This is a genomic window from Variovorax boronicumulans (assembly GCF_009811375.1).
Classification (GTDB): Bacteria; Pseudomonadota; Gammaproteobacteria; order Burkholderiales; family Burkholderiaceae_C; genus Variovorax; species Variovorax boronicumulans.
Map to the genome: position 1 here is coordinate 2900244 of NZ_BKDH01000001.1, position 21212 is coordinate 2921455.

Annotated in this window: 20 protein-coding genes; 9 read left to right on the forward strand and 11 right to left on the reverse strand. The window is 71.3% G+C overall.

The genetic code is table 11. The annotated features are described in order from the left end of the window. The first annotated feature begins 135 nt into the window (after nt 1–135). Both VHAB30_RS13305 and VHAB30_RS13310 read left to right on the forward strand, forming a co-directional pair. Nucleotides 136–1524, forward strand: coding sequence for a DUF2868 domain-containing protein (locus tag VHAB30_RS13305; RefSeq protein ID WP_235926637.1), 1389 nt, complete (start codon nt 136–138; stop codon nt 1522–1524). After that, nucleotides 1521–2939, forward strand: a complete 1419-nt coding sequence (locus VHAB30_RS13310) for a GTPase/DUF3482 domain-containing protein (RefSeq protein ID WP_159277329.1) — start codon at nt 1521–1523, stop codon at nt 2937–2939. The genes VHAB30_RS13305 and VHAB30_RS13310 overlap by 4 nt, the downstream gene beginning before the upstream one ends. A gap of 9 nt (nt 2940–2948) precedes the next feature. Here VHAB30_RS13310 and VHAB30_RS13315 read toward each other — a convergent pair whose 3' ends face one another. Then, complete coding sequence (locus VHAB30_RS13315; RefSeq protein WP_255221122.1) at nt 2949–3740, reverse strand: crotonase/enoyl-CoA hydratase family protein; 792 nt, start codon at nt 3738–3740, stop codon at nt 2949–2951. 140 nt (nt 3741–3880) lie between these two features. Here VHAB30_RS13315 and VHAB30_RS13320 point away from each other — a divergent pair, with 140 nt between their 5' ends. Beyond that, nucleotides 3881–4900 (forward strand): AraC family transcriptional regulator, encoded by a 1020-nt coding sequence (locus VHAB30_RS13320; RefSeq protein WP_159277330.1) that lies wholly within the window; start codon nt 3881–3883, stop codon nt 4898–4900. Here the strand turns inward: VHAB30_RS13320 and VHAB30_RS13325 are convergent. Next, complete coding sequence (locus VHAB30_RS13325; protein WP_159277331.1) at nt 4897–5892, reverse strand: sialic acid TRAP transporter substrate-binding protein SiaP; 996 nt, start codon at nt 5890–5892, stop codon at nt 4897–4899. The two genes, VHAB30_RS13320 and VHAB30_RS13325, sit on opposite strands and share 4 nt — an antisense overlap. 205 nt (nt 5893–6097) lie before the next feature. Between VHAB30_RS13325 and trhA the strand changes: the two genes are divergently transcribed. After that, entirely contained in the window at nt 6098–6721 is a 624-nt protein-coding gene (trhA, locus tag VHAB30_RS13330; protein WP_159277332.1) for a PAQR family membrane homeostasis protein TrhA, read from the forward strand. A gap of 10 nt (nt 6722–6731) precedes the next feature. Here trhA and VHAB30_RS13335 read toward each other — a convergent pair whose 3' ends face one another. From VHAB30_RS13335 to bla, 5 genes are all read right to left on the reverse strand, one after another. Then, on the reverse strand, nt 6732–7727 hold the full coding sequence (locus VHAB30_RS13335) for a Bug family tripartite tricarboxylate transporter substrate binding protein (protein WP_159277333.1): 996 nt from the start codon (nt 7725–7727) through the stop codon (nt 6732–6734). Between the two features lie 34 nt (nt 7728–7761). Further along, entirely contained in the window at nt 7762–9000 is a 1239-nt protein-coding gene (locus VHAB30_RS13340) for an acyl-CoA dehydrogenase family protein (protein WP_159277334.1), read from the reverse strand. Nucleotides 9001–9020: 20 nt separating this feature from the next. Continuing rightward, a complete protein-coding gene (locus VHAB30_RS13345; RefSeq protein WP_159277335.1) occupies nt 9021–10592 on the reverse strand; it encodes an AMP-binding protein in 1572 nt (523 codons plus the stop codon). 141 nt (nt 10593–10733) lie between these two features. Beyond that, complete coding sequence (locus VHAB30_RS13350; protein WP_159277336.1) at nt 10734–11729, reverse strand: LysR family transcriptional regulator; 996 nt, start codon at nt 11727–11729, stop codon at nt 10734–10736. 50 nt (nt 11730–11779) lie between these two features. Beyond that, on the reverse strand, nt 11780–12667 hold the full coding sequence (bla, locus tag VHAB30_RS13355) for a class A beta-lactamase (RefSeq protein WP_159277337.1): 888 nt from the start codon (nt 12665–12667) through the stop codon (nt 11780–11782). A 176-nt stretch (nt 12668–12843) separates the two neighbouring features. Here bla and VHAB30_RS13360 point away from each other — a divergent pair, with 176 nt between their 5' ends. Together VHAB30_RS13360 and VHAB30_RS13365 are read left to right on the forward strand one after the other, a co-directional pair. Next, on the forward strand, nt 12844–13203 hold the full coding sequence (locus tag VHAB30_RS13360; protein WP_159277338.1) for an ArsR/SmtB family transcription factor: 360 nt from the start codon (nt 12844–12846) through the stop codon (nt 13201–13203). A gap of 40 nt (nt 13204–13243) precedes the next feature. Next, a complete protein-coding gene (locus tag VHAB30_RS13365; protein WP_095744932.1) occupies nt 13244–13789 on the forward strand; it encodes an SRPBCC family protein in 546 nt (181 codons plus the stop codon). Between the two features lie 16 nt (nt 13790–13805). Here the strand turns inward: VHAB30_RS13365 and VHAB30_RS13370 are convergent, their stop codons facing one another. The 4 genes from VHAB30_RS13370 to VHAB30_RS13385 form a co-directional block, all read right to left on the reverse strand. Continuing rightward, entirely contained in the window at nt 13806–14429 is a 624-nt protein-coding gene (locus VHAB30_RS13370; RefSeq protein WP_159277339.1) for a hypothetical protein, read from the reverse strand. Nucleotides 14430–14627: 198 nt separating this feature from the next. Next, nucleotides 14628–16436 carry an acyclic terpene utilization AtuA family protein gene (locus VHAB30_RS13375; RefSeq protein WP_159277340.1) on the reverse strand — a complete coding sequence of 603 codons (1809 nt, stop codon included), beginning with the start codon at nt 16434–16436 and terminating at the stop codon, nt 14628–14630. An 8-nt stretch (nt 16437–16444) separates the two neighbouring features. Continuing rightward, nucleotides 16445–17413 (reverse strand): Bug family tripartite tricarboxylate transporter substrate binding protein, encoded by a 969-nt coding sequence (locus tag VHAB30_RS13380; RefSeq protein WP_159277341.1) that lies wholly within the window; start codon nt 17411–17413, stop codon nt 16445–16447. A 52-nt stretch (nt 17414–17465) separates the two neighbouring features. After that, complete coding sequence (locus VHAB30_RS13385) at nt 17466–18620, reverse strand: CaiB/BaiF CoA transferase family protein (RefSeq protein WP_159277342.1); 1155 nt, start codon at nt 18618–18620, stop codon at nt 17466–17468. Between the two features lie 145 nt (nt 18621–18765). Between VHAB30_RS13385 and VHAB30_RS13390 the strand changes: the two genes are divergently transcribed. The 3 genes from VHAB30_RS13390 to VHAB30_RS13400 all read left to right on the forward strand — a co-directional run bounded on the left by VHAB30_RS13390 (nt 18766) and on the right by VHAB30_RS13400 (nt 21176). Next, nucleotides 18766–19668, forward strand: coding sequence for a LysR family transcriptional regulator (locus VHAB30_RS13390; protein ID WP_159277343.1), 903 nt, complete (start codon nt 18766–18768; stop codon nt 19666–19668). A gap of 34 nt (nt 19669–19702) precedes the next feature. After that, nucleotides 19703–20449: a glutamine amidotransferase gene (locus tag VHAB30_RS13395; protein ID WP_159277344.1), complete on the forward strand. Its 747-nt coding sequence runs from the start codon at nt 19703–19705 to the stop codon at nt 20447–20449. An 88-nt stretch (nt 20450–20537) separates the two neighbouring features. Next, complete coding sequence (locus tag VHAB30_RS13400; protein ID WP_062475593.1) at nt 20538–21176, forward strand: CDP-alcohol phosphatidyltransferase family protein; 639 nt, start codon at nt 20538–20540, stop codon at nt 21174–21176. The last annotated feature ends 36 nt before the right edge of the window (nt 21177–21212 follow it).

Sequence of the window (21212 nt, forward strand, 5' to 3'; positions counted from 1 at the left end):
CAAGCGCAGCGCCACGGGGCCGTTCGCGGCCCCGTTTCTCTTGGGCAGGCCTTCTGCATGCGCCGGGCATAATTTGCGCGCCCCGCCGCCGCTTTGCCGCGCCGGGGCGTCATTGGCGAAGAAGAAGGGACCCTGTTGATCACCACCACCGCGCTGCGCGCACCTGCTTTTCCGGATGCGGTGATCACCGAGGCGGTCCGATGGACCGAACAGAACGGCCCGCTCGACGACGCGTCGGCCCTTCGCACCGCGGCCTCGCGCGCAGCCGACGGCCCCACCCGCATCGTTGAACGCGCCCGCCAGCTCGGCGAGCGCATGGGCCTGCAGGCCGAACTCGCGCGCGGCCGGCAATGGGCACCGTGGGTGCTGCTGGCGCTGGTGGCGCTGGTCGTGATCGCGGGGCTGAGCCTTGCGGGCCAGGTGGTCGGCGGCAACGACCGCCACATCAACGTGATCGTCGCGCTCGTCAGCTTGCTGGGCCTGCATGCGCTCACGCTGCTCTTGTGGCTGGCCGGCCTGTGGTTGCCGTCGGGCACCTTCGGCACGGCCTCGCTGGGCTGGCTGTGGCTGTCGCTCACGGCGCGCGTGGCGGGCGGCCAGCGCGGGCAGGCGCCGCAGCTGGTGCGCGCGGCCACCGGGCTGCTCACGCGTGCGCGCCTGCTGCCCTGGGCCTTCGGGCTCGTGAGCCACGGCATCTGGGCGCTGTCGTTCGCCGTGGTGCTGGCGGCGATGCTGTTCGCCCTCGCCTTTCGCAGCTACACGCTGAGCTGGGAAACCACCATCCTCGAACCCGCCTTCTTCGTGCGCGTGGTGCAGGCGCTGGGCTGGCTGCCGGCGCAGTTCGGCTTTCCGGTGCCCGATGCGGCCACGGTGCAATCGGCGGTGCCGGTCGCAGCGGCCCAGCGCACCTGGGCGCTGTGGCTCACCGGCTGCATCGCGGTGTACGGCCTGCTGCCGCGCCTGGCGCTGGTGCTGCTGAGCGCCGCCGTCTGCCGCCAGCGCCGCCCTGCCTTGCAACCCGACTGGCAGGCGCCCTACTACCGCAAGCTGCTGGCCCGCTTCGCCGCGCTGGCGCCGCCCGCCATCGTCGATGCCGACCCGGGCCGTGCGCACCCCGCCGCGCCCACCGGCCTGCCGGCCTCCGAGCAGCACGACGGCGTGTTCATCGTCGGCTTCGAACTGCCGCCTGACCTGCCCTGGCCGCCCGCCGACTTGCCGGCATCGGCGGTCCGCATCGACGGCAGCGCCCCGGCGCGCCGCGCACTGCTCGACCAGCTCGCGCAGGTCCACCCGCGCGCCGTGCTGCTGGTCTGCCATGCGGCCTCGAGCCCCGACCGCGGCACCGAGCGCTTCCTGCGCGAGGTGCTGACGCATTGCGGCGAATGCCGCCTCTGGCTGGCCGACGCGCCCAACACCGCCGCCACGCAGCGCTGGCGCGACTGGCTGCGCGACGCCGGGCTGGCCCACGTGGTCGCGAGCGACCGGCTCGATGCCGTCTTTCAAGAAGGCACCGCCACCGCATGACACCTCCGATCCGCATTGCCGTCGTCGGCCACACCAACGCGGGCAAGACCTCGCTGCTGCGCACGCTCACGCGGCGCGTGAACTTCGGCGAGGTGTCGCAGCGCCCGGGCACCACGCGCCATGTCGAGTCGGTCGATCTCGAGGTGAACGGCCAGCCCGCCGTGCGCTTCCTCGACACGCCGGGCCTGGAAGACGCGGTCGCGCTGCGCGAGCACCTGGCCGGCCTGGACGCCGCCCAGCAGGCCACGCCGCCCGAGCGCATCCGCCGCTTCTTGCAGGGCCCCGAGGCGCACGGCGTGTTCGAGCAGGAGGCCAAGGTGCTGCGCGCGATGCTCGACATCGACGCCGCCTTTCTCGTGATCGACGTGCGCGAGCCGGTGCTGCCCAAGTTCCGCGACGAGATCGAGCTCTTGAACTCCTGCGCGCGCCCGGTGCTGCCGGTGCTCAACTTCGTGCGCGACGCCGCCAGCCGCGAGCCGGCCTGGAAAGAACTGCTCTCGGCCTACGGCCTGCACGTGCAGGTGCGCTTCGATGCGGCGGCGCCGTTCGTGGGCGCCGAGCACGACCTCTACAACGACCTGGCCACCCTGCTGCGCGACCGCCGCGACGCGCTGCGCGGCGTGGTCGACGCACTCGACGCCGAGGCCGACGCGCGCCGCCAGTCGGCCTGCACGCGCATCGCGGACCTGCTGGTCGATGCCGCAGCCATCCGCCGCACCGTGCCCGCCGCCGAGTTCGCCGATGCCACGCGCCGCCAGGCCCTGGTCGCCGGCGTGCAGAAGGACGTGTTCGACAAGGCCCAGCGCTGCACCGACGACCTGCTCGCGCTCTACGGCTTTCGCCAGGGCGACGCCGACGAAGCGCCGCTGCCGATCATCGAAGGCCGCTGGACGCTCGACTTCTTCAACCCCGAGGCGATGAAGGACGCCGGCCTGCGCCTGGGCAAGGGCGCGGTCATCGGCGCCGCCGTGGGCGTGGTCGCCGACCTCGCGGTGGCCGGGTTGTCGCTGGGCGCGGGCGCGGCGCTGGGCGGCGCCATCGGCGGCGCGGTGTCGCAGGGCTGGGGGCCGCTCGGGCGCAAGCTGGCCAACAAGCTGCGCGACATGCACGAGCTCACGGTGGAAGACAGCGTGCTGTTCACGCTCGCGGCCTGGCAGCTGCAGCTCGCGCAGGCGCTGGAGCGGCGCGGCCATGCGGCCGTGGAACGCATCCGGGCCGAGGCTCCGTCGGCGGACGAGGACGACACGCTCATGCGTGCCGCCGCCGGCGCCGTGCGTGCGGTGCAACCGGCGCGCAGCCATCCCGAGTGGGAATCGACCGGTGCCCTCACGCGCAGCTTCTGGCGCCCCGCGCCGCAGCGCGAAGCACTGACGGGCACGCTGTCGCTCGAACTGCGGCGCGCCTTCGACGCCTGAATCCGGGCCTCAGCCCGCGACCTGTTCGGGCGTCACTTTGGCGAGCGACTTGTCGACGAACGCCCCCAGCCGCGTCTGCACTTCCCCGCCGGTCTGCACCACCGCCGCCATCAGCGACTCGGCAAACATGCCGTCGGTGGCCGACATGTCGGCGATGCGGCTGATCGACGTGACCATCGCGTAGTTCGACAGCGCCGCGTTCTTCGCCACGCGCTTGGCCAGCACCATCGCAGCGCGCAGGCTCTCGCCGGGGGCGGCGATCTCGTGCGCCAGGCCCAGCGTCTTGCCGGCGCGGGCGTCGAGCACGCGGCCGGTGAGCATCATCTCGACCATGCGGCCCGGCGTGATGATGCGTGCCACGCGCACCGTCGCACCGCCGCCCGTGAAGATGCCCTTCTGCCCCTCGGGCAGCGCGAAGTAGGTCGACGGGTCGGCCACGCGCACATGCGTGGCCGCCGCCAGCTCCAGCCCCCCGCCGACCACCGCGCCGTGCAGCGCCGCGACCACCGGGATGCCGCCGTACTGGATCTTGTCGAAGGTGCTGTGCCAGCGCTGGCACACGCGCATGAAGTCGACCGCCGTGCGCTCCTTGTCGTGGTGTTCCTTGAGGTCGAGCCCGGCACAGAAATGCGGCCCCGCGCCGGTCAGCACCACGGCCTTGGCCTCGCGCGGCAGCGCACTGAACACGGCGTCCAGCGCGGCCAGCGTGGCCTCGTCGATGGCGTTGCGCTTGGCGGGACGGTTCAGGGTCACGACGGCGACCTCTTCGTCCATGTGCAGGGTGACGTTCCGTTCGATCACGGCAGGGCTCCTTCGGTTGTTGCGGGTTCCGCCACCGGAATGGGGCGCTTCAGGGCTACGATAGCCCTGCGCGCCGCGCCATTGCTTGCAGATCGCGCCCATTTATTTGCAGATTCCGCCAACCGTCTTTTGAACCCGTCATGCCGCCAGAGCGCGCCACCGTCGCCGTCAGCTTCCTGCAGCACCTGCTGAGCGGCGCGCGCCGCCAGCTGAGCCCGCGCGACATCGACCTGCTGGCCGCGCAGGCCGGCCTCTCGCCGCAGCTGCTGCGCCAGGACGGCGCGCGCGTCACGCGCGAGCAGTTCGTTCGCATGTACGAGTGCGTGTCGCTCTTCATGGGCGACGAGATGCTGGGCCTGTGGTCGCGCCCGATCCGCGCGGGCGCGCTCAAGTACCTCGGGCTCAGCCTGCTCGACGCGCCCTCGCTCATGGTCGCCATGTACCGCTTCACGCGCTTCTGGAACCTGCTGCTGGACGATCACCGCCTGCGCATGACGCGCGCCCACGGCGTGGCCACGATCACCATCGCGCCGCACCCGGAAGCCGCCGCGCGGCCCACCACGCCCTTCGGCCATGCACTGATGGTCAAGCTGATCCACGGCGTGGCCTCGTGGCTCATGGGCCGGCAGCTGCCGGTGCTGGGCGTCGGCTTTGCGTTCCCGCGCCCGGCGCGCTTCGACGAGTACGCCAACCTGTTCCCGGGCCCGCTGCAGTTCGAGCAGGACACGTCTTCGGTGCGCTTTGCCGAACCCGTGCTGCGCCAGACCTTCCAGCGCACGCGCGCCGAGCTGCTCGACTTCGTGCGCCGCGCGCCCGACGACTGGATCTTCGTCACCTTCGACCACGACACCACCAGCGCCACCGTGCGCGAGTTCGTCGCCGCGCACCTCGCCTCGGACGCCACGCTGGGCGCGGCGGCGCGCGCGGTGCACATGTCGGAGCGCGCGCTGTCGCGCCAGCTTGCGGCCGAGGGCACCAGCTTTCGCGCGCTGAAGGAAGAGGTGCGACGCGACCTCGCGATCCAGCGCCTCGTGAAGACGCGCGAGCCCATCGACCGCATCGCCGCCTCGGTGGGCTTCGACAACACGCCGGCCTTCCACCGTGCGTTTCGCACGTGGACCGGCAGCACGCCGCGTGGCTACCGCCAGCGCGCGGGTTAGTTCGCCGCGCCTGCCAGCGCCTGCAGCTTGGCGAAGTCGCCCGGCCGCGCCCCCATCTGCTCGGGCGTGGAGCGCTTCGTCACGCGCTCCAGCAGCGGCAGGCGGTTGACCGGCTGCACCGTCATGCCCTTGCCGCGCAGGAACTGCTCGTCTTCGAGCTCGCTGGCAATCACGCCGACATTCGTCCACTTGGCCGTGTCGGCCAGCGTCTTCTCCACCATCGCCTGCTGCGCCGGCGTGAGGCGGGCCCAGGCGGCCTTGCCGATGACGATGCCCAGCGTGTCGTAGATGTGGCCCGTGAGCTGCACGTACTTCTGCACCTCGTACAGCTGCTTGGCGCGCACCGTGCCCAGCGGATGCTCCTGCGCCTCGACCTCGTTCTTCTTGAGTGCGCCGTACAGGCTGTTGAACGGCAGCGACACGGGCTTGGCGTCGAGCGCGGTGGCGAAGAGCTGGTAGGCCGCGGCGTCGGGCACGTACAGGCGCAGGTCGCGAAAGTCCTCGGGGCGCTGCAGCGGCTTGCCCGAGGTCACCTGCCGCGCGCCGTAGTAGACCGACGCGACCATGCGGTTGCCACTGCGTTCGTTGTAGCCCTTCATCAGGTCCGCGAGCAGCGGGCTCGCGAGGTACTTGCGCACGTGGTCCAGGTCCTTGAAGGCGAAGGGGTAGCTGCCCAGGCCCAGCGGCGGATAGCCCTCGGCCAGCGTGGCCTGGCCGACGTAGGCGATCTGCATGGAATCGTTGGCGAGCATCAGCGCGTAGTCGCGCTCCTGCCCCAGCTTCGAGGCGGGCACCACCTCGATCTTGATCTTGCCCTCGGACTGCTCGGCGATCTTGCGCGCCGCCAGTTCGGCCTGCTGGTGAAAGATGCTCGCGGGCTCGTAGATGTGGCCCCACTTGAACTGCTGCACCTGCGCACAAGCGACAGCGGCGCTCCCCATGGCAACGCACAGGACAGCAGCCCGGCGCCACGACATCAAACGTTTTTTCATCGGCAGTCCCTCACGGTGAGAAGGCCCGCCGGCGCGGGTGCGCCAAAGCACGCGGCGGGTGTCGGGAACGCATCCCGGCCGCTGAATGTAAACATTTGCAACCAAAATCCAGACAGGGTTTGCCCGGTCACGGGGCAGTCATGGCCCTTACCTAGCATCCGCGTGCGCCCGACGCGCCCACTTCCTCACCGCACCTCAGCACCTCATGTACCCCGGCGAACGACTCAACGGCTACAGCCACCTGTTCGGCCTGCTGCTCGCGCTGCCGGCGGCCGCGCTGCTGCTCGCCAAGACGCTGCCCACGGGCGATCCGGCGCGCATCGCGGGCGGGCTGGTGTTCTCGCTCTCGGCCGTGGCGCTGTACGCGGCCTCCACGCTCTTTCACAGCACGCGCGGCCGCAACAAGCGCCTGTGGGAGCGCGCCGACCACTGCGCGATCTTCCTGCTCATCGCGGGCACGTACACGCCCTTCGCGCTCGTCACGCTGCAGGGCCCCTGGGGCTGGCTGCTGCTCGCGGCGATCTGGAGCGCGGCGTGCTTCGGCATCTGGCGCGAGTTGAAACCCGCCGAGACCGGCACGGCGAAGAAGCCTTCGCTGCCGCTGTACATCGGCATGGGCTGGCTCGGCGTGCTGGCCGCCGCGCCGCTGGCGGCCAAGCTGCACGCGACCGGACTGGCCTGGCTGGTCGCGGGCGGCGTGCTCTACACGGTGGGCACGGTGTTCTATCGCAACCGGCGGGGGCTGCGCCACGCGCACGGCGCCTGGCACCTGTTCGTGCTGGCCGGCACCACGAGCCACTACGTGGCCGTGGGCTGGTTCGTGCTCTGAAGCCTGCTTCTTACAGCGGCTGCAGCTTCGCGGTCTTCATCATCCGCTCGGTCAGTTCCATCTCGCTCGCGAAGCCCTGCACATAGGCCTCGGTCGTCGACGGGCTCACCTCGCTGCCCAGCTCGGTCAGCGCGGCGATCACCGACGGCTGCTTCAGCGCCTGACCGAACACCTCGTAGATGCGCGCAGCGATCGCGTCAGGCGTGCCCGCCGGCACCGAGACACCGCCCCACGACGTGAGCTCGACGCCGCGCAGCCCCAGCTCGGCCAGCGTCGGCACCTGCGGCAAGGCCGCGTTGCGCTTGGCGCCGGCCACGCCCAGGGCGCGCAGCTTGCCGCCCTGCACGTGCGGCAGCGCCACCGAGAAGATCGGCATGCCGAAGTTCACCTGGTTGCCCAGCACCGCGTTGACGATTTCCGACGCTCCCTTGTACGGCACGTGCGTGGCCTGCACGCCCGCCGCCTGCAGGAACAGCTCCACGCCCAGGTGCGAGGGCGTTCCGACGCCGCCCGAGGCGTAGTCGAGCTTGCCGGGGTTGGCGCGCGCACGCGCCACGAGTTCCTGCAGGGTCTGGATGCCCGAGCCCGCATTCACCACCAGCAGCACGTCGGAGGTGGTGAGCCGCATGATGTGGCGGAAGTCCTTGAGCGCGTCGTAGCCGGGGTTCTGCTGCATGCGCATGTTGGCGGCCATGGGCGCGCTGGAGTAGATCCAGGTGTAGCCGTCGGGCGCGGCCCGTGCGACCTGTCGCGCGCCGATGTTGCCGGCCGCGCCGCCCCGGTTCTCGATGACGACCGGCTGCCCCAGCAAGGGGCCGAGCGCTTCCGCGAGGATGCGCGCGGCGTTGTCCGGGCCGGTGCCGGCCAGGTACGGCACGACCCACTTGACCGGGCGGGTCGGCCGCCAGGCGGAAGCGTTCGAGCCCGCTGCGCGCGCGATGGCCGGCAGCAGCGCCGAGGCCGCGATCGCACCGCAGAGCGCGCGGCGATTGGCATTGATAGTCATGGTTTGTCTTGTCTCCTGATTGTCTGGTTCGGCCTCAGGCCGCGTCGCCGATCAGCTCGCGCGCGATGATGTTTTTCTGGATCTCGCTCGTGCCCGTGAGCACGCGGTACATGCGCAGCATGCGGAACAAAAACTCCACGCGCCGCCCCTGCACGATGCCTTCGCCGCCGTGGATCTGCACCGCCGCGTCGGCCACGCGGAACGCGGCCTCCGAGCAGAACAGCTTGGCCATCGAGGCCTCGGCGCGCGGGTCGCCGCCGGCGTCGATCTGCCGCGCGGTCGACAGCATCAGCGCGCGCGCCGCGCACAGCTGCGTCGCCATGTCGGCCAGCGAATGCTGGATCGCCTGGAACTGCGCGATGGCGCGGCCGAACTGGCGGCGCGTGCGCGCGTAGTCGCGCGCGTCCTTCAGCGCCACGGTCGCCAGTCCCACCATGCCCGGGCAGTGCAGCAGCCGGTTGACCGTGATGCGCCCCAGCGCCAGCGCCAGCCCCTTGCCGGGCTCGCCGATGAGGTTCACGGCCGGCACGCGGCAATCGGTGAGCACGATGTCGCCCGTGGTCGACTGGCCCGCCATGGTCTTGTAGCCCGCCTGCACCTGGACGCCCGGCTGCGTCAGGTCGACGAAGAACGCCGTCACCTCGCGGCGCGCCGGATCGTCCGAGGTGGACGCCATGAGCACCGCGAGATCGGCAAAAGGCGAGCCCGAGATGAAGCGCTTGCGCCCATTGAGCACATACACGTCGCCCTCGCGCCGCGCCTGCGTCTGCACCGCGCCGGCATCGGAGCCGGCCTCGGCCTCGGTGAGCGCGAAGCAGATCGCCTTCTCGGCCTGCGCCACGGGACGGATGAACTGCGCCATCTGCTCCGGTGTCGCGAACTTGGCCAGTGCGCCGACACGCGGCGGTCCGCTGAGTTCGCCGAACACATGCGGCGCGAGCGGCGAGCCGCTGGCGTAGATCGATTCCTTCACCAGCACATGATCGAGCAGCGACAGGCCCAGGCCGCCCATCGCCGGTGGCAGCGTCATGCCGTAGAAGCCCATCGCGTGCGAGCGACGCCAGACGTGGCGCAGCGTCTCCCTGTCGGAGCCGTGCTCGTGGTCGATGCCCTTCTCCCGCACCAGCTCGGCCAGTTCGCCGTTCAGGAAGTCGCCGATGCGGGCGATCAGCTCGGCCGCGCGCGGCGAGCCCTCGAAGGGGCCGTCGAAGAGCGGCGCGCGGATGGCCGAAGCCTCGGTGGGTGCGGCGGAAGGGGTCAGCGTGGTGTCCATGTCGTTCTCTTCGCTCTTGTTCAATTGACGCGGCGCGCGTGGCCGGCCCAGTACGGCGTCTGGATCGCCTTGCGCGCGACCTTGCCGTTGGCGTTCTTCAGCAGCGACTCGACGAACTCGATGCGGCGCGGCCGCTTGAAGCCCGCGAGTCGCGCGGCGCAGAAGTCGTCGAGCCCGGCCGTGTCGGGCGAGGCGCCCGGCTTCAGCACGATGTGCGCGGCCACCGCCTCGCCCCACTTGTCGTCGGGCACGCTGAACACGCAGGCCTCGGCCACCGCCGCGTGCTGGTACAGCACGGCCTCGACCTCCGAGGGGTACACGTTGAAGCCGCCGCTGATGACCATGTCCTTCTTGCGATCGACGATGTAGATGTAGCCCTCGTCGTCGGCGCGCGCGAGGTCGCCCGTGTGGTAGCGGCCCTCTTTGAGCACCTCGGCCGTGAGCTCGGGCGCGCGCCAGTAGCCGGCGAAGATGTCCTCGCCGCTCACCACGATCTCACCCACCTCGCCGGGCGCGACCGGTCGGCCTTCGTCGTCGACGATCTCCACCAGCGACTCGAGGAACGGCCGCCCGCACGAGGCCAGCCGCTCGGGCATGGCGGCGCGCGCGAACAGGTGGTCTTCCACCGAGAGGCCGCACACGCCCGAGGTGGTCTCGCCCGCGCCGTAGCCCTGCGACAGCACGGGGCCGAACACGTCCATCGCCTGCATGATCCGCGCGGGCGCCATCGGCGCGGCGCCGTAGCCCAGGCGCTGCAGGTCGGGCAGCGGCCGGTAGCGGCCCTGCAGCTCGGCCAGCAGCATGTTGATCATGGTGGGCACCATGAAGGTGTGGGTCACGCGCTCCTTCTTCATGTCGTCCAGGAAGCGCGCGGGCTCGAAACCGGTGAACAGGCGGATGGTCGCGCCGCTGCACAGCGCCGGCACGATCTGCATGCCCGAGGCGTGCGTGATCGGCCCCACCAACCCGAGCAGGTCGCCGGGGCGCAGGCCTTCGCTGCGCGAGAGGAACTTGCGCAGCTGGGCCAGCCGGTTGCCGAAGGTCTGCATCGCAGCCTTGAGCACGCCGCTGGAGCCCGAGGTGTAGTGCAGCACCGCCAGTTCGTCGGCGCGCACGCGCTCGCAGGTGAAGACGTCGCTCGCGCGTGCCAGCTGGCTTTCGTAGGAAGCGGGCGTGCCCTCGGCCGCGTCGAGCAGCAGCAGCTTCGGGGCCGCGCCCTTCAGGAGCGGCAGGAAGGTCTCGGCGCGCGCGGCGGTGGTGACGATCAGCGCGGCGTCGCTGTTCTCGATGACCTCGGCCACCTCGACCGGCGCGAGCCGCGCGTTCATCGGCGCCTTCACCAGCGCGGCCTTGTAGCAGGCCAGCTCCAGCTCGACGATCTCGACGCAGTTGGGCAGGTACACGCCCACGCGGTCGCCGCGCTGCAGGCCGAGCCCGTGCAGGGCATTGGCCAGGCGGTTGGCGCGCCGGTCGAGCTGTTCGTAGGTGCAGGCGCGCTGCGGGCTGGTCACGGCGATCTGCCGGGCATGCAGGCGGGCGGCGCGGGATGCGAGTTCGCCGACGTTGGCGACCTCGGGCGAAAGTGAGGGCAAGTTGTCTCCTTGAGGCCGGTGCCTGTGCACCGTGGGGAGAACTTTCGCAAACAACGCCGCCGCACAACAAATACCGATTGCTGATGCGCGGCCATCACAAAAGATGATGGCCCCGGCGCACGGCACCGCCGTGCGCGATGGCTACGCCTTGCCGTCGCCCAGGAACTGCGCGTCCCAACGCCCCGAGGCGATCATCGAGCGCGCTTCGTCAGCCAGCGCCTGCCTCACGACCTGCGTGGCCGCGTCGGGCGCCTTGCCGGCCGGCGTGGCCAGGTGGTAGGTGCGCGCCAGCTCGGGCTCGACGATGCGTGCGATCAACCAGTTCGGCTGATCGCCCGGCCCGTCCGCGAGCGCGCAGGCGGGCGTGACCGTGAAGCCCGCACCCGCCAGGTAGAGCGAGCGCAGCACGCGCGCCGAGTCGTGCTCGTGCACCACGTTGAGTTCCACACCCACCGCCTCGGCCGCCGCCTCGACGCGCTGGCGGATGCTGAAGCGGCGCGACTGCAGCACCAGCGGCAGGTTCGCGGCGCGCGCGAAAGGCACCGTAGGACGCGCGGGCGCACCCTTCTTCGCGCGCCCACCCTTCGCACTTTTTCCGAGCAACGCCGCCACCTCGCCCTTCGCATCGAAGCCGCAGAGGAACATGCCTTCGCGCACGAAGGGGCGCACGTCCAGCCCCTCGACGCTCGGGGTGTCGACGAGCAGGCCGATGTCGGCGCGGCGATCGACCATCGCCTTGCGCACCATCAGGCTCAGGTCGTCGATCACGAACACGCGGATGCGCGGGTGCGACTGCTTCAGCCGCGCCAGCACCGGCCCGAGCAGCAGCGAGGCCAGCAGGAACGGCACGGCCACCGTGACCGAGCCCTCGGGCCCGTCGGGTGCGCGCTGCAGCCGCTCGCGCATCGCCGCGGCATCCGACAGCAGGCGCCGCGCGTCCTGGTACAGCTGCAGCCCGGCGGCCGTGGGCGTGACGCCGACGTGCGAGCGGTCGAACAGCTGCGTGCCGAGTTCGGCCTCGAGCTTCTTGATCTGCGCGGTCAGCGCGGGCTGCGCCACGTACAGCGATGCCGCCGCGCGCGACAGGCTGCCGGCTTCGAGCACCGCGATGAAATAGCGAAGAGACCTCAGGTCCATGGGGCGGGCGGGAGAAAGATGGGGCCGCCCATTGTGGCCCCGTCGCTGACTCAGCCTGCCAGGGCCTTGACGGCGATGCGCGTGGCCGAGGCGACCACATCGTTGCGGCCCTTCGCGTCCTTGTCGGGGAAGGTCAGGTAGACCGACAGCACCAGCGGCGCGCCCGACGGCGGCCACAGCACGCCGACGTCGTTGGTGCTGCCGTACGAGCCCGCGCCGGTCTTGTCGCCCACACGCCAGCCTTTGGGCACGCCGGCCAGGAAGCGCTCGGTGCTGGTGGTGTTGCCGAGCAGCCATTCGCGCATCTGCTCGCGCTGCGGCGCGCCGAGCGCATCGCCCAGCGCGAGCCGCTGCACGGTGTCGGACATGGCCGCAGGCGTGGTCGTGTCGCGCGGGTCGCCGGGGATGGCGGTGTTCAGCTCGGGCTCGGTGCGGTCGAGGCGGAAGGTGGTGTCGCCGATGCGCCGCGCGAACGCGGTGACGGCGGCCGGCCCGCCCAGCACCTTCAGCAGCAGGTTGGCGGCGGCGTTGTCGCTGTACTGCATGGTGGCGGCGCACATCTCGTTCACGGTCATGCCGGTGGCGAGGTGCTTCTCGGCGACCGGCGAGTGCGACACCAGGTCGCCCTTGCCGACACTGATGCGGCGCCCGAGCAGGCTGGCGTCGGTCGCGCTGCGTTCGAGCACGGCCGCGGCGAGCACCAGCTTGAAGGTGCTGCACAGCGGAAAGCGCTCGTGCGCACGGTGCTGCAGGCGCGCGCCGCTGCCGGTGTGGAAGCCCGACACGCCCAGGCGTCCGCCGCAGGCGCGCTCGAGTTCGGCGAGCTTCGTTTCGGCGTCCGACTGCGCGCCCTTCTTCGGCCATGCGCTGCAGGCGCCGGCGAGCGGGGTCACGGCGGCGGCGAGCAACAGGGTGCGGCGCTGGATCAGAGGGTTCATGTGCGTGTGTCTTTCTTTTCGCGAGTGGATGGAATGAAAGGCATCGTAGGAGCGCAACCCCCGCGCTTCCAGCGCCCGGGTCGCGCACGGCGTCCCGGGTGTATCAGGTGTAACGCCATTCACCTCATTCAACCTTCGGGTTGAATTTTCTTCGGGACCGATTTATATTCAACTTCATGGTTGAACTTGAAATCGAAGACGAACGGCTCGACGCCGTGTTCCACGCCCTGGCCGACAGCACGCGGCGCACCATGCTGCAGCTGCTTGCGCAGGGCGAATGCAGCGTGGGCGAGCTGGGCGCGCCGTTTCGCATGTCCTTCGCGGGCGCCTCCAAGCACGTCAAGACGCTGGAGCGCGCGGGGCTGGTGTCGCGCACCGTGCAGGGCCGCGCGCACGTGTGCCGGCTGGAACCGGCGGCGCTCGCCACGGCCGATGCGTGGCTGCGCGCGTACGAAGTCTTCTGGAACCACCGCCTGGACGTCCTGGCGGATGCGCTGCGGCGCGATGCCCACGACGACGGCAGCAGCCGCGCGTGAGCGCCTTCTCTCCCCTCATTCACCCAAGGAGCACCGACCCATGACCACGACCCTGAAGCACAGCCTGGGCACGCAGACCGAGCCCGGCACCCTGCGCATCGAGCGCACCCTGCCCGGCCCCATCGACCGCGTGTGGACCTACCTCGTCGACCCGGAAAAGCGCCGCAGCTGGCTGGCCGGCGGCACCATGGCGCAGGCGCCGGGCGCGGTGTTCGAGCTGCGCTTCCAGCACACCGAGCTGTCGGGCGAGGTCGCGCCCGAGCGCTTCGCGGCCTACCGCGAGACCCACGTGCAGCACTCGCGCGTGCTGCGCATCGAGCCGCCGACCCTGCTGGTCATCAGCTGGGGCAGCGAGCGCGAGGACGCGTCCGAGGTCAGCTTCGAACTGTCGCCGCAGGGCGCGCAAGCGACGCACCTGGTGCTCACGCACCGCCGCCTGCCCGACCGCAAGGAAACGCTGAGCGTGGCCAGCGGCTGGCACGCGCACCTGGGCGTGCTCGACGAGGTGCTGCACGGGCGCGCGCCACAAGGCTTCTGGACGCAGCTGGAGGCCGCCGAGGCGGCCTACGCGACGCACATCCGCTGAAGGACGTCGGATCGCGTCAGGCCCGGCGGGCGGGCTGCGAAGGCTCGCGGCAGGGCTGCACGCGGACGGCGCGGCTGATCACCTGCCGTTGCTCGCGCGCCCCCTTGAGCAGGCGCTCGGCCGCGACCCTGCCGTGGGGCACCGGCGCGCCCTCGCCCATTTCCGACACGGCCACGAACACCGTCTGCCCGCCTTCGAGCACCGCCTGCGTCTTCGGCTGCGACTTGCCCGCGTACAGCGGCGCGTCGTCGATGTAGGCCTCCAGCGAGTGCGCGCCCGGCGCCACGCACAGGCGCGTGAAGCCGTTGGGCATCAGCGCGGCATGGAACTCGCCGTCGACATACACATGCGCCGCGCCCGTGCTGGGCGTGGACGTGGCGCGGCGGAAGAACACGACCTGCGCCAGCTCGGGCGCCACCGCGGGCGCGGGCCGGTACACAGCCCCCTTGCGCGAGCTCGTGGCCGACACCGCGACGGGCACGGCCATGTTCATCGGTTCGGAAGGCGGCGGCATCGGCGGCAGGGGCACGTACGACGTGACCGCGACGGGGCCGCAGCCCGCGACCAGCGTGGAGGCGGCAAGCACCCAGCGGCCCGCGCGCAGGCGGGGATGGAAGGAAAGGAATCTGGACAAGGACATGGCGTGCTTCGAGCGCCTTCACAAAAAAGGCAGCCATCTGACGAAGAGAAGGAAGAGCGGGCCGGCCGGAAAACGGCCAGCGCTCAGGGAACGAAGCACTCTAGGAAAAACCACCGAGGCAGGCCATCGGACGAATCCGAAAGCGATGCGCGATGGTGTGGGCCCGCGCTGAAAACGCGGGCCCGGCGGCGCGTCGGCTCAGGCCGCGCGCAGCCGGCGGGCTGCGATGCGCACCGGCATCGACAACAGGATCTGCGCCATGCTCTTGCCCAGCGGGTCGGTGCGCAGCGAGGCCATGCCGCCGCCGCCCAGCGCTGCTTCGCAGACGAAGTTGAAGGCGCCGATGCCGGGCAGCTCGTAGCGCGTCACCTCGCCTTCGACCAGGTGCGCCATGTAGGCGCGCACGGCCTGCGCGGTGAGCTGCTCGCGCAGCACGGGCAGGTAGCGCGGCTCGCGCGCGAGGATGCCGATGTTCGAGACGTCGCCCTTGTCGCCGCTGCGGCCATAGGCCAGGCGGATCAGCGGCACCTCGAGCCATTCGTCGTCCGTGTCCGGGTCGGTGGCGTCTGCCTGCGGCGCCACCTCATCGGCCATGGCGACCTGCGCCGCCTGCGCCCTCACGGCCACGGGCCACGACTCGCCGGCCATCTCGACCACGGGCTTGAACAGCGCCTTGTCCACGAGCAGCGGAAACTGCCGGATCGACAACGCCACCGACGGCCGCCCGCCGCCCAGGCCGGTGGTGCCGGGCGCCCACGAGGTGCCGGCCGCCGAGATCTCGCGCGCGAAGAGTTCGAGCGGCGCCTTGTCCGCGTGCGTCACGGCCACGCGCAGCACCGCCTGGCGCGGCGGCTGGGCGGTGGCGTGCGGGCCGTAGCACTGCTCGGCGCCCAGCACGTCGATGTGGGTGGCCGAGAAGTCGGCCCAGCCGCGCTGCGCGAACAGGTCGCGCGTGCGGCGCAACATGGCTTCGCCGCTGCGCTGCGCCTTGGCGGCGGCGTCGAAGCCGACGATCAGCTGCTCGGCGTTGCAGCGGTAGCCCGCGGCGTAGGTGGCCGTGACCTTGTAGCGACCCGAGGGCGCACGTCCTCTCGCGCCCGAGACGCGCACCCGGTCCGCGCCCATGGCCTCGATCTGCACGGTGCGAAAGTCGCAGGTCACGTCGGGCAGCAGGTAGGCCGCGGGGTCGCCGATCTCGTACAGCAGCTGTTCGCCCACGGTGGCGCGGCTCACCAGCCCGCCGGTGCCGGGCGGCTTGCCGACGACGAAGCTGCCGTCGGCCGCGCATTCGACCACCGGGTAGCCGATGTGGGCCCAGTCGGGCACCTGCTCCCAGTCGGTGTGCAGGCCGCCGGTGGCCTGCGCGCCGCATTCGATGACGTGGCCGGCCAGGCTGCCGCCCGCGAGGCGGTCCCAGTCGTCGTCGGCCCAGCCGAATTCGTGCATCAGCGCGCCGAGCGTGACGGCGCTGTCAACGCAGCGGCCCGTGATGACGATCTGCGCGCCGGCATCGAGCGCCCGGGCGATCGGCACGGCGCCCAGGTAGGCGTTAGCGCTCACGAGGCGTTCGGGCAGCGGTGCGCCCGTGCTCATGTGGCCGATGCCCTGCGCGCGCAGCGCTTCGGCGTGCGGCAGCGCGTCGTCGCCGGTGACCACGGCGATGCGCGGCGCGAGCCCCATGCCGGCCGCCAGTTGCGTGAGCGCGGCGGCGCAAGCGCGCGGGTTCACGCCGCCGGCGTTGGCGATCACGCGGATACCCTGGCGCATCACGTCGGGCAGCACGGCGGCCATGGCGGTGGTGACGAAGTCGGTGGCGTAGCCGGCGTCGGGGTTCTTCAGCTTCGCGCCGGCCAGCAGCGACATCGTGAGTTCGGCGAGGTAGTCGAACACGAGGTAGTCGATGCCGCCGTGCGCCACCAGCTGCGGCGCGCCGGTGCTGCTGTCGCCCCAGAAGCCCGAGGCGCCGCCGATGCGCACGGTCTTCTTGTGCGTGTGGGGGCTGTTCATCGCGCGGCTCATTCGGGTTCGATGCCGGCGGCGCGGATCACGCGGCCCCACTTCTGCGACTCGGCGGCCTGGAACTTCGCGAGCGCCTCGGGCGTGCCGGTGGCGGCCTCGCCGCTGGAGATGGCCTGGTAGGCGACGATGGCCGGCGAGGCCGACACCTTCACCAGCATCTCGTTGAGCTTGCGCGTGACGGCCGCGGGTGCGCCCGGCGGCAGGTAGACGGCGGTCCAGTACGACATGTCGTAGCCCTTCACGCCCGCCTCGGCCACGGTCGGCAGCGCGGGCACGGCGGCCAGGCGCTTGTCGCCGCTCACGGCCAGCGCGCGCAGCTTGCCGCTCTTGACGTGCGGCAGCGCGGTGGGCGCGTCGGCGAACATGAAGTCGACCTGCCCGCCCAGCAGGTCGGTGATGGCCATCGGGTTGCTCTTGTAGGGCACGTTCACCATGTCGATGCCCGCCATCTGCTTGAGCAGCTCGCTCGCCACGCGGCTGGACGAGCTGCCGCTGCCGAAGTTGAGCTTGCCCGGCGACTTCTTCGCCGCCGCCACGAGGTCGGCCACCGACTTGATCGGCGAATCGGCCCCCACCAGCAGCAGCATGTGGCCCTTGGACAGCAGCCCGACCGGCGTGAAGTCTTTCACCGGGTCGTAGGGCAGCTTCTTGTACAGGTGCTCGTTGGCGGCGTGCGTGGTGTTGGTGGTCATCAGCAACGTGTAGCCGTCGGGCGCGGCCTTGGCGACGTACTGCGCAGCCAGGAAGCCGCTGGCGCCCGCGCGGTTCTCCACGATCACCGGCACCTTGTACTCGGTGGTCAGGGCCTGCGCGAAGCTGCGCGCCTGCTGGTCGGTGCCGCTGCCGGCCGCGAAGGGCACGACGACGGTGAGCGGCTTGGCGGGGTAGTCCTGCGCGTGGGCAGATGCTGCCGCCGTGACCGCGAAGGCCAGGACCGCGCCGAGGCGGAAGATGGAAGTGCGCATGGGTGATGTCTCCGGTGGGATGTAGTTTTGAGAAGGGAAAAGGTGCGGCCGCTCAGGCGCCGTCGCGCGGCGGCACCGGCGGCGCACCGAGCGCAGCGTTGTGCTCGCCCAGCCGGGGCGCGACCGCGCGGTGCGCGGGCCGCACGCCGTCGATGGACATCGGCAGCGCCGTGAGGCGGAAGTCCTCGCCCGGCACGGGCTGCAGCATGCCCAGCGCCTCGACCTGCGGATGCGCGACGGCCTCGGGCACGGTGTGCACCGGCGCGCAGGGCACGCCGGCCGCGGTGAAGCGCGCCATCCAGTCGGCGCGGGTGCGTGCGCGCAGCAGCGGGCCGATCTCCTCGAACAACGCCGCCTTGTGCTGCAGCCGCTGGCGGTTGCCGGCATAGCGCGCGTCGGTGGTCCAGTCGTCGCGCCCGAGCTCGTGCGCGAACTTGGCGAAGAGCCGGTCGTTGCCGCAGCAGATCAGAAGCGGCGCATCGGCGGTATCGAAAGATTCGTAGGGCACGAAACCCGGATGGCCCGAGCGGTGGCGCTCGGGCAGCCGGCCTTCGTTGACGTAGGCGTCGGCCTTCTGGCCCGTCCAGACCAGCGCGGTCTCCAGCAGCGAGGTGCTCACCACGCCGCCCCGCCCCGTGAGCTGGCGCCGCTGCAGCAGCGCCAGCGCGCCGATCACGGCCCACATGCCGGTGCCCTGGTCGCAGACCGAGGCGCCGGTGCGCATCGGCGGATCGTCGGGCCCGCCGTTGATGCTCGACAGCCCGCTGAAGGCCTGGATCAGCGGCTCGTAGCCCGGCTGCATGCGCAGCGGGCCGGTGTGGCCGAAGGCCGAGATTTCGCAGTAGATGAGCCGCGGATGGCGCGCGCACAGCGAGGGGCCGTCGATGCCCATCGACTGCGTGACGCCCGGGCGCAGGTTGTGGATGAGGATGTCGGCGCCGGCCGCCAGGGTCTCGAAGGCGGCCATGCCCTCTTCGCTCTTCAGGTCGATGGCGACCGAGCGCTTGCCGCGGTTGAAGACGTGAAAGTTGAGCGCGTCGCCGTGGCGAAACGCCGGGCCCATGTGGCGCGCGTCGTCGCCGCCCTCGACGCGCTCGAGCTTCACGACGTCGGCGCCGAGGTCCGCCAGGATCGCGCCCGCGAAGGGCCCCGCCAGCACCTGTCCGAGCTCGAGCACCCGGATGCCTTCCAGAATTTTGGTGTCCATGTCACGGGGGCGCGGGGGCCCCTTGTCTCCGTGGTATCGAATGCGCCAGTCTCGGCGTCGCGCATTGATCTGTGAAGAACAATATTCCTATATCTGTGATAACTTGGATGGATCAATCCACAGCCACCCCGAGGGAGCCGCATCCGTGCGAGTCGACATCACGCTGCAGCAGCTCGAAGCCTTCGTCGAAGTCGCGAAGACCACCAACTTCCGCGCCGCCGCGCAGGCCCTGCATGTGTCGCAGCCGGCGCTGAGCCGCACGGTGCGCATCGTCGAAGACCTGGTGGGCGCGCGCCTGTTCGACCGCGACACGCGGCACGTCGAGCTCACGCCGGCCGGGCGCGAGCTGCTGCCGATCGCGCTGCGCATCCTGGAGAACTTCAACAGCTCGTTCAGCGAGCTGTCGCAGTTCCTCGAAGGCCGCAGCGGCCACCTGACCATCGCGGCGCTGCCCTCGACCGGCGTGGCGCTGCTGCCCGGCGCCATCGCCGAGTTCCGCCAGCAGCATCCGCAGGTGCAGTTCTCGTTGATCGAAGGACCGGCCGAGGCGGTGCGCGCCGCGGTGGACGAAGGCCGCGCCGACTTCGGCCTCAGCGTGCGCCCCGGCACACACGAACCCCTGCTGTACCGCCACCTGCGCGACGACCCCTTCGTGCTGCTGTGCCGGCGCGACGACCCGCTGGCCGCGCGCGCCTCGGTGTCGTGGTCGGTGTTCGCGACGCGGCCCTTCATCGCGAGCAGCTTCCAGAGCAGCATCCGGCCGATCACCGACGCCGCCTTCCTGCAGCGCGGCCTGCAGGTGCAGCCCGCGCTCGAATACCCGAGCGTGGCCGTGGCGGGCGCGCTGGCGGCGGCCGGGCTGGGGCTCACCGCCCTGCCCCGGCTCGCGCTGCAGCTGTCGCAGAACGACGAGCTGGCCACCGTGCCGCTGCAGCGTCCGCTGATGTCGCGGCCCATCGGGCTGGTCACGCGCGCGGGACGCTCGCCCTCGCCCGTGGGCCGCGCCTTCATGGACCTGCTGCACCGTCGGGAATCGTCCCGCAGCTGACCGGCGCACGGTGCGCTGCGGCATGATCGACGCCATGCACAGCACGCCCCCGTATCCCCTGGTCATCGTCAAGGTCGGTGACACCCATGACGCGCTGCGCGAAGGCCGCGGCGACTTCGAGCACTGGATCGCCGACGGCCTCGGCACGCAGACCCTGCCCCTGGTGGTGGTCGACCCGCGTCGCGGCGACACGCTGCCCGCGCCCGGCCAGGTCGCGGGCGTGGTCGTCACCGGCTCGCACGCGATGGTGTCGCACCGCGAACCCTGGAGCGAAACCACCGCCGCCTGGCTCGCCGAGCTGGTCGCGCGCGACACGCCCGTGCTCGGCATCTGCTACGGCCACCAGCTGCTGGCGCACGCGCTCGGCGGCGAGGCCGGGCACCACCCGGGCGGCCCCGAAGTTGGCACGGTCACCGTCACGCTCGACGCAGCCGCCGCCGGCGACGCGCTGCTGGGCGACCTGCCCGCGCAGTTCCCGGCACAGGCGATCCACTGGCAGAGCGCGCTGCGCCTGCCCGAGGGCGCGGTGAAGCTGGCCCACAGCGCGCACGAACCCGTGCACGCCTTCCGCGTGGGCGCGCAGGCCTGGGGCCTGCAGTTCCATCCCGAGTTCGACGCAACGACCATGGGCGGCTACATCGAACTGCTGGCCCGCGACCTCGCCGCCGACGGGCTCGATGCCGCGGCGCTGCGCGAAGGCGTGCGCCCCACCGACGAGGCGGCGGGCCTGCTCGGGCGCTTCGCACGGATCGTCGAGGCCAGGGCGCAGCCAACCGTCTGAGGGCGCCGACGGGGCGTCGGCGCGCGACTACAAAAAGCGGGCCCCGCTTGGGTTAAGGTGCGGTTCCTTTCGCAGCTTTCCCCGCCTCATGACCACGCCTTCGTCCCCGCCGGCCCGCAAGCACTTCTCGATGATCCGCGGCTTTCACCTGGCCGATGTGTTCACGCTCGGCAACGCGGCCTGCGGCGTCGGGGCGGTGTTCTTCGCGATGGCCTTCATGCGCAGCCAGTCGCTCGCCCACTTCTACTGGGCCGCGGCGCTCGCCCCGGCGGCCTTCATCTTCGACGTGCTCGACGGCCGCATCGCGCGCTGGCGCCAGACCCAGTCGGCGCTCGGGCGCGAACTCGACTCGCTGGCCGACGTGATCTCCTTCGGCGTGCTGCCCGCCGCGCTCGGCTTCGCCGCCGGCCTGGACGGCGGCTGGGACTGCGCCGTGCTCATCTATTTCGTCGGCTGCGGCGTGAGCCGGCTCGCGCGCTACAACGTGACGGCCGAGGCGCTCTCGGCCGGCGCCGACAAGGTGAAGTACTTCGAAGGCACGCCGATCCCGACCAGCGTGGTGCTGGTGGGCGTGCTGGCCTACGCGGCCTCGAAGGGCGCCCTCGGCGCCAACGTGTGGGGCGGCGCCTGGACGCTCGGCCCCTGGCAGCTGCACCCGCTGGTGCTGCTGTTCGCGCTCTCGGGCACGCTGATGATCAGCAAGACCCTGCGCATCCCCAAGTTCTGACACCCGCCCATCTCACCCACCTGACAAAGGGGACCC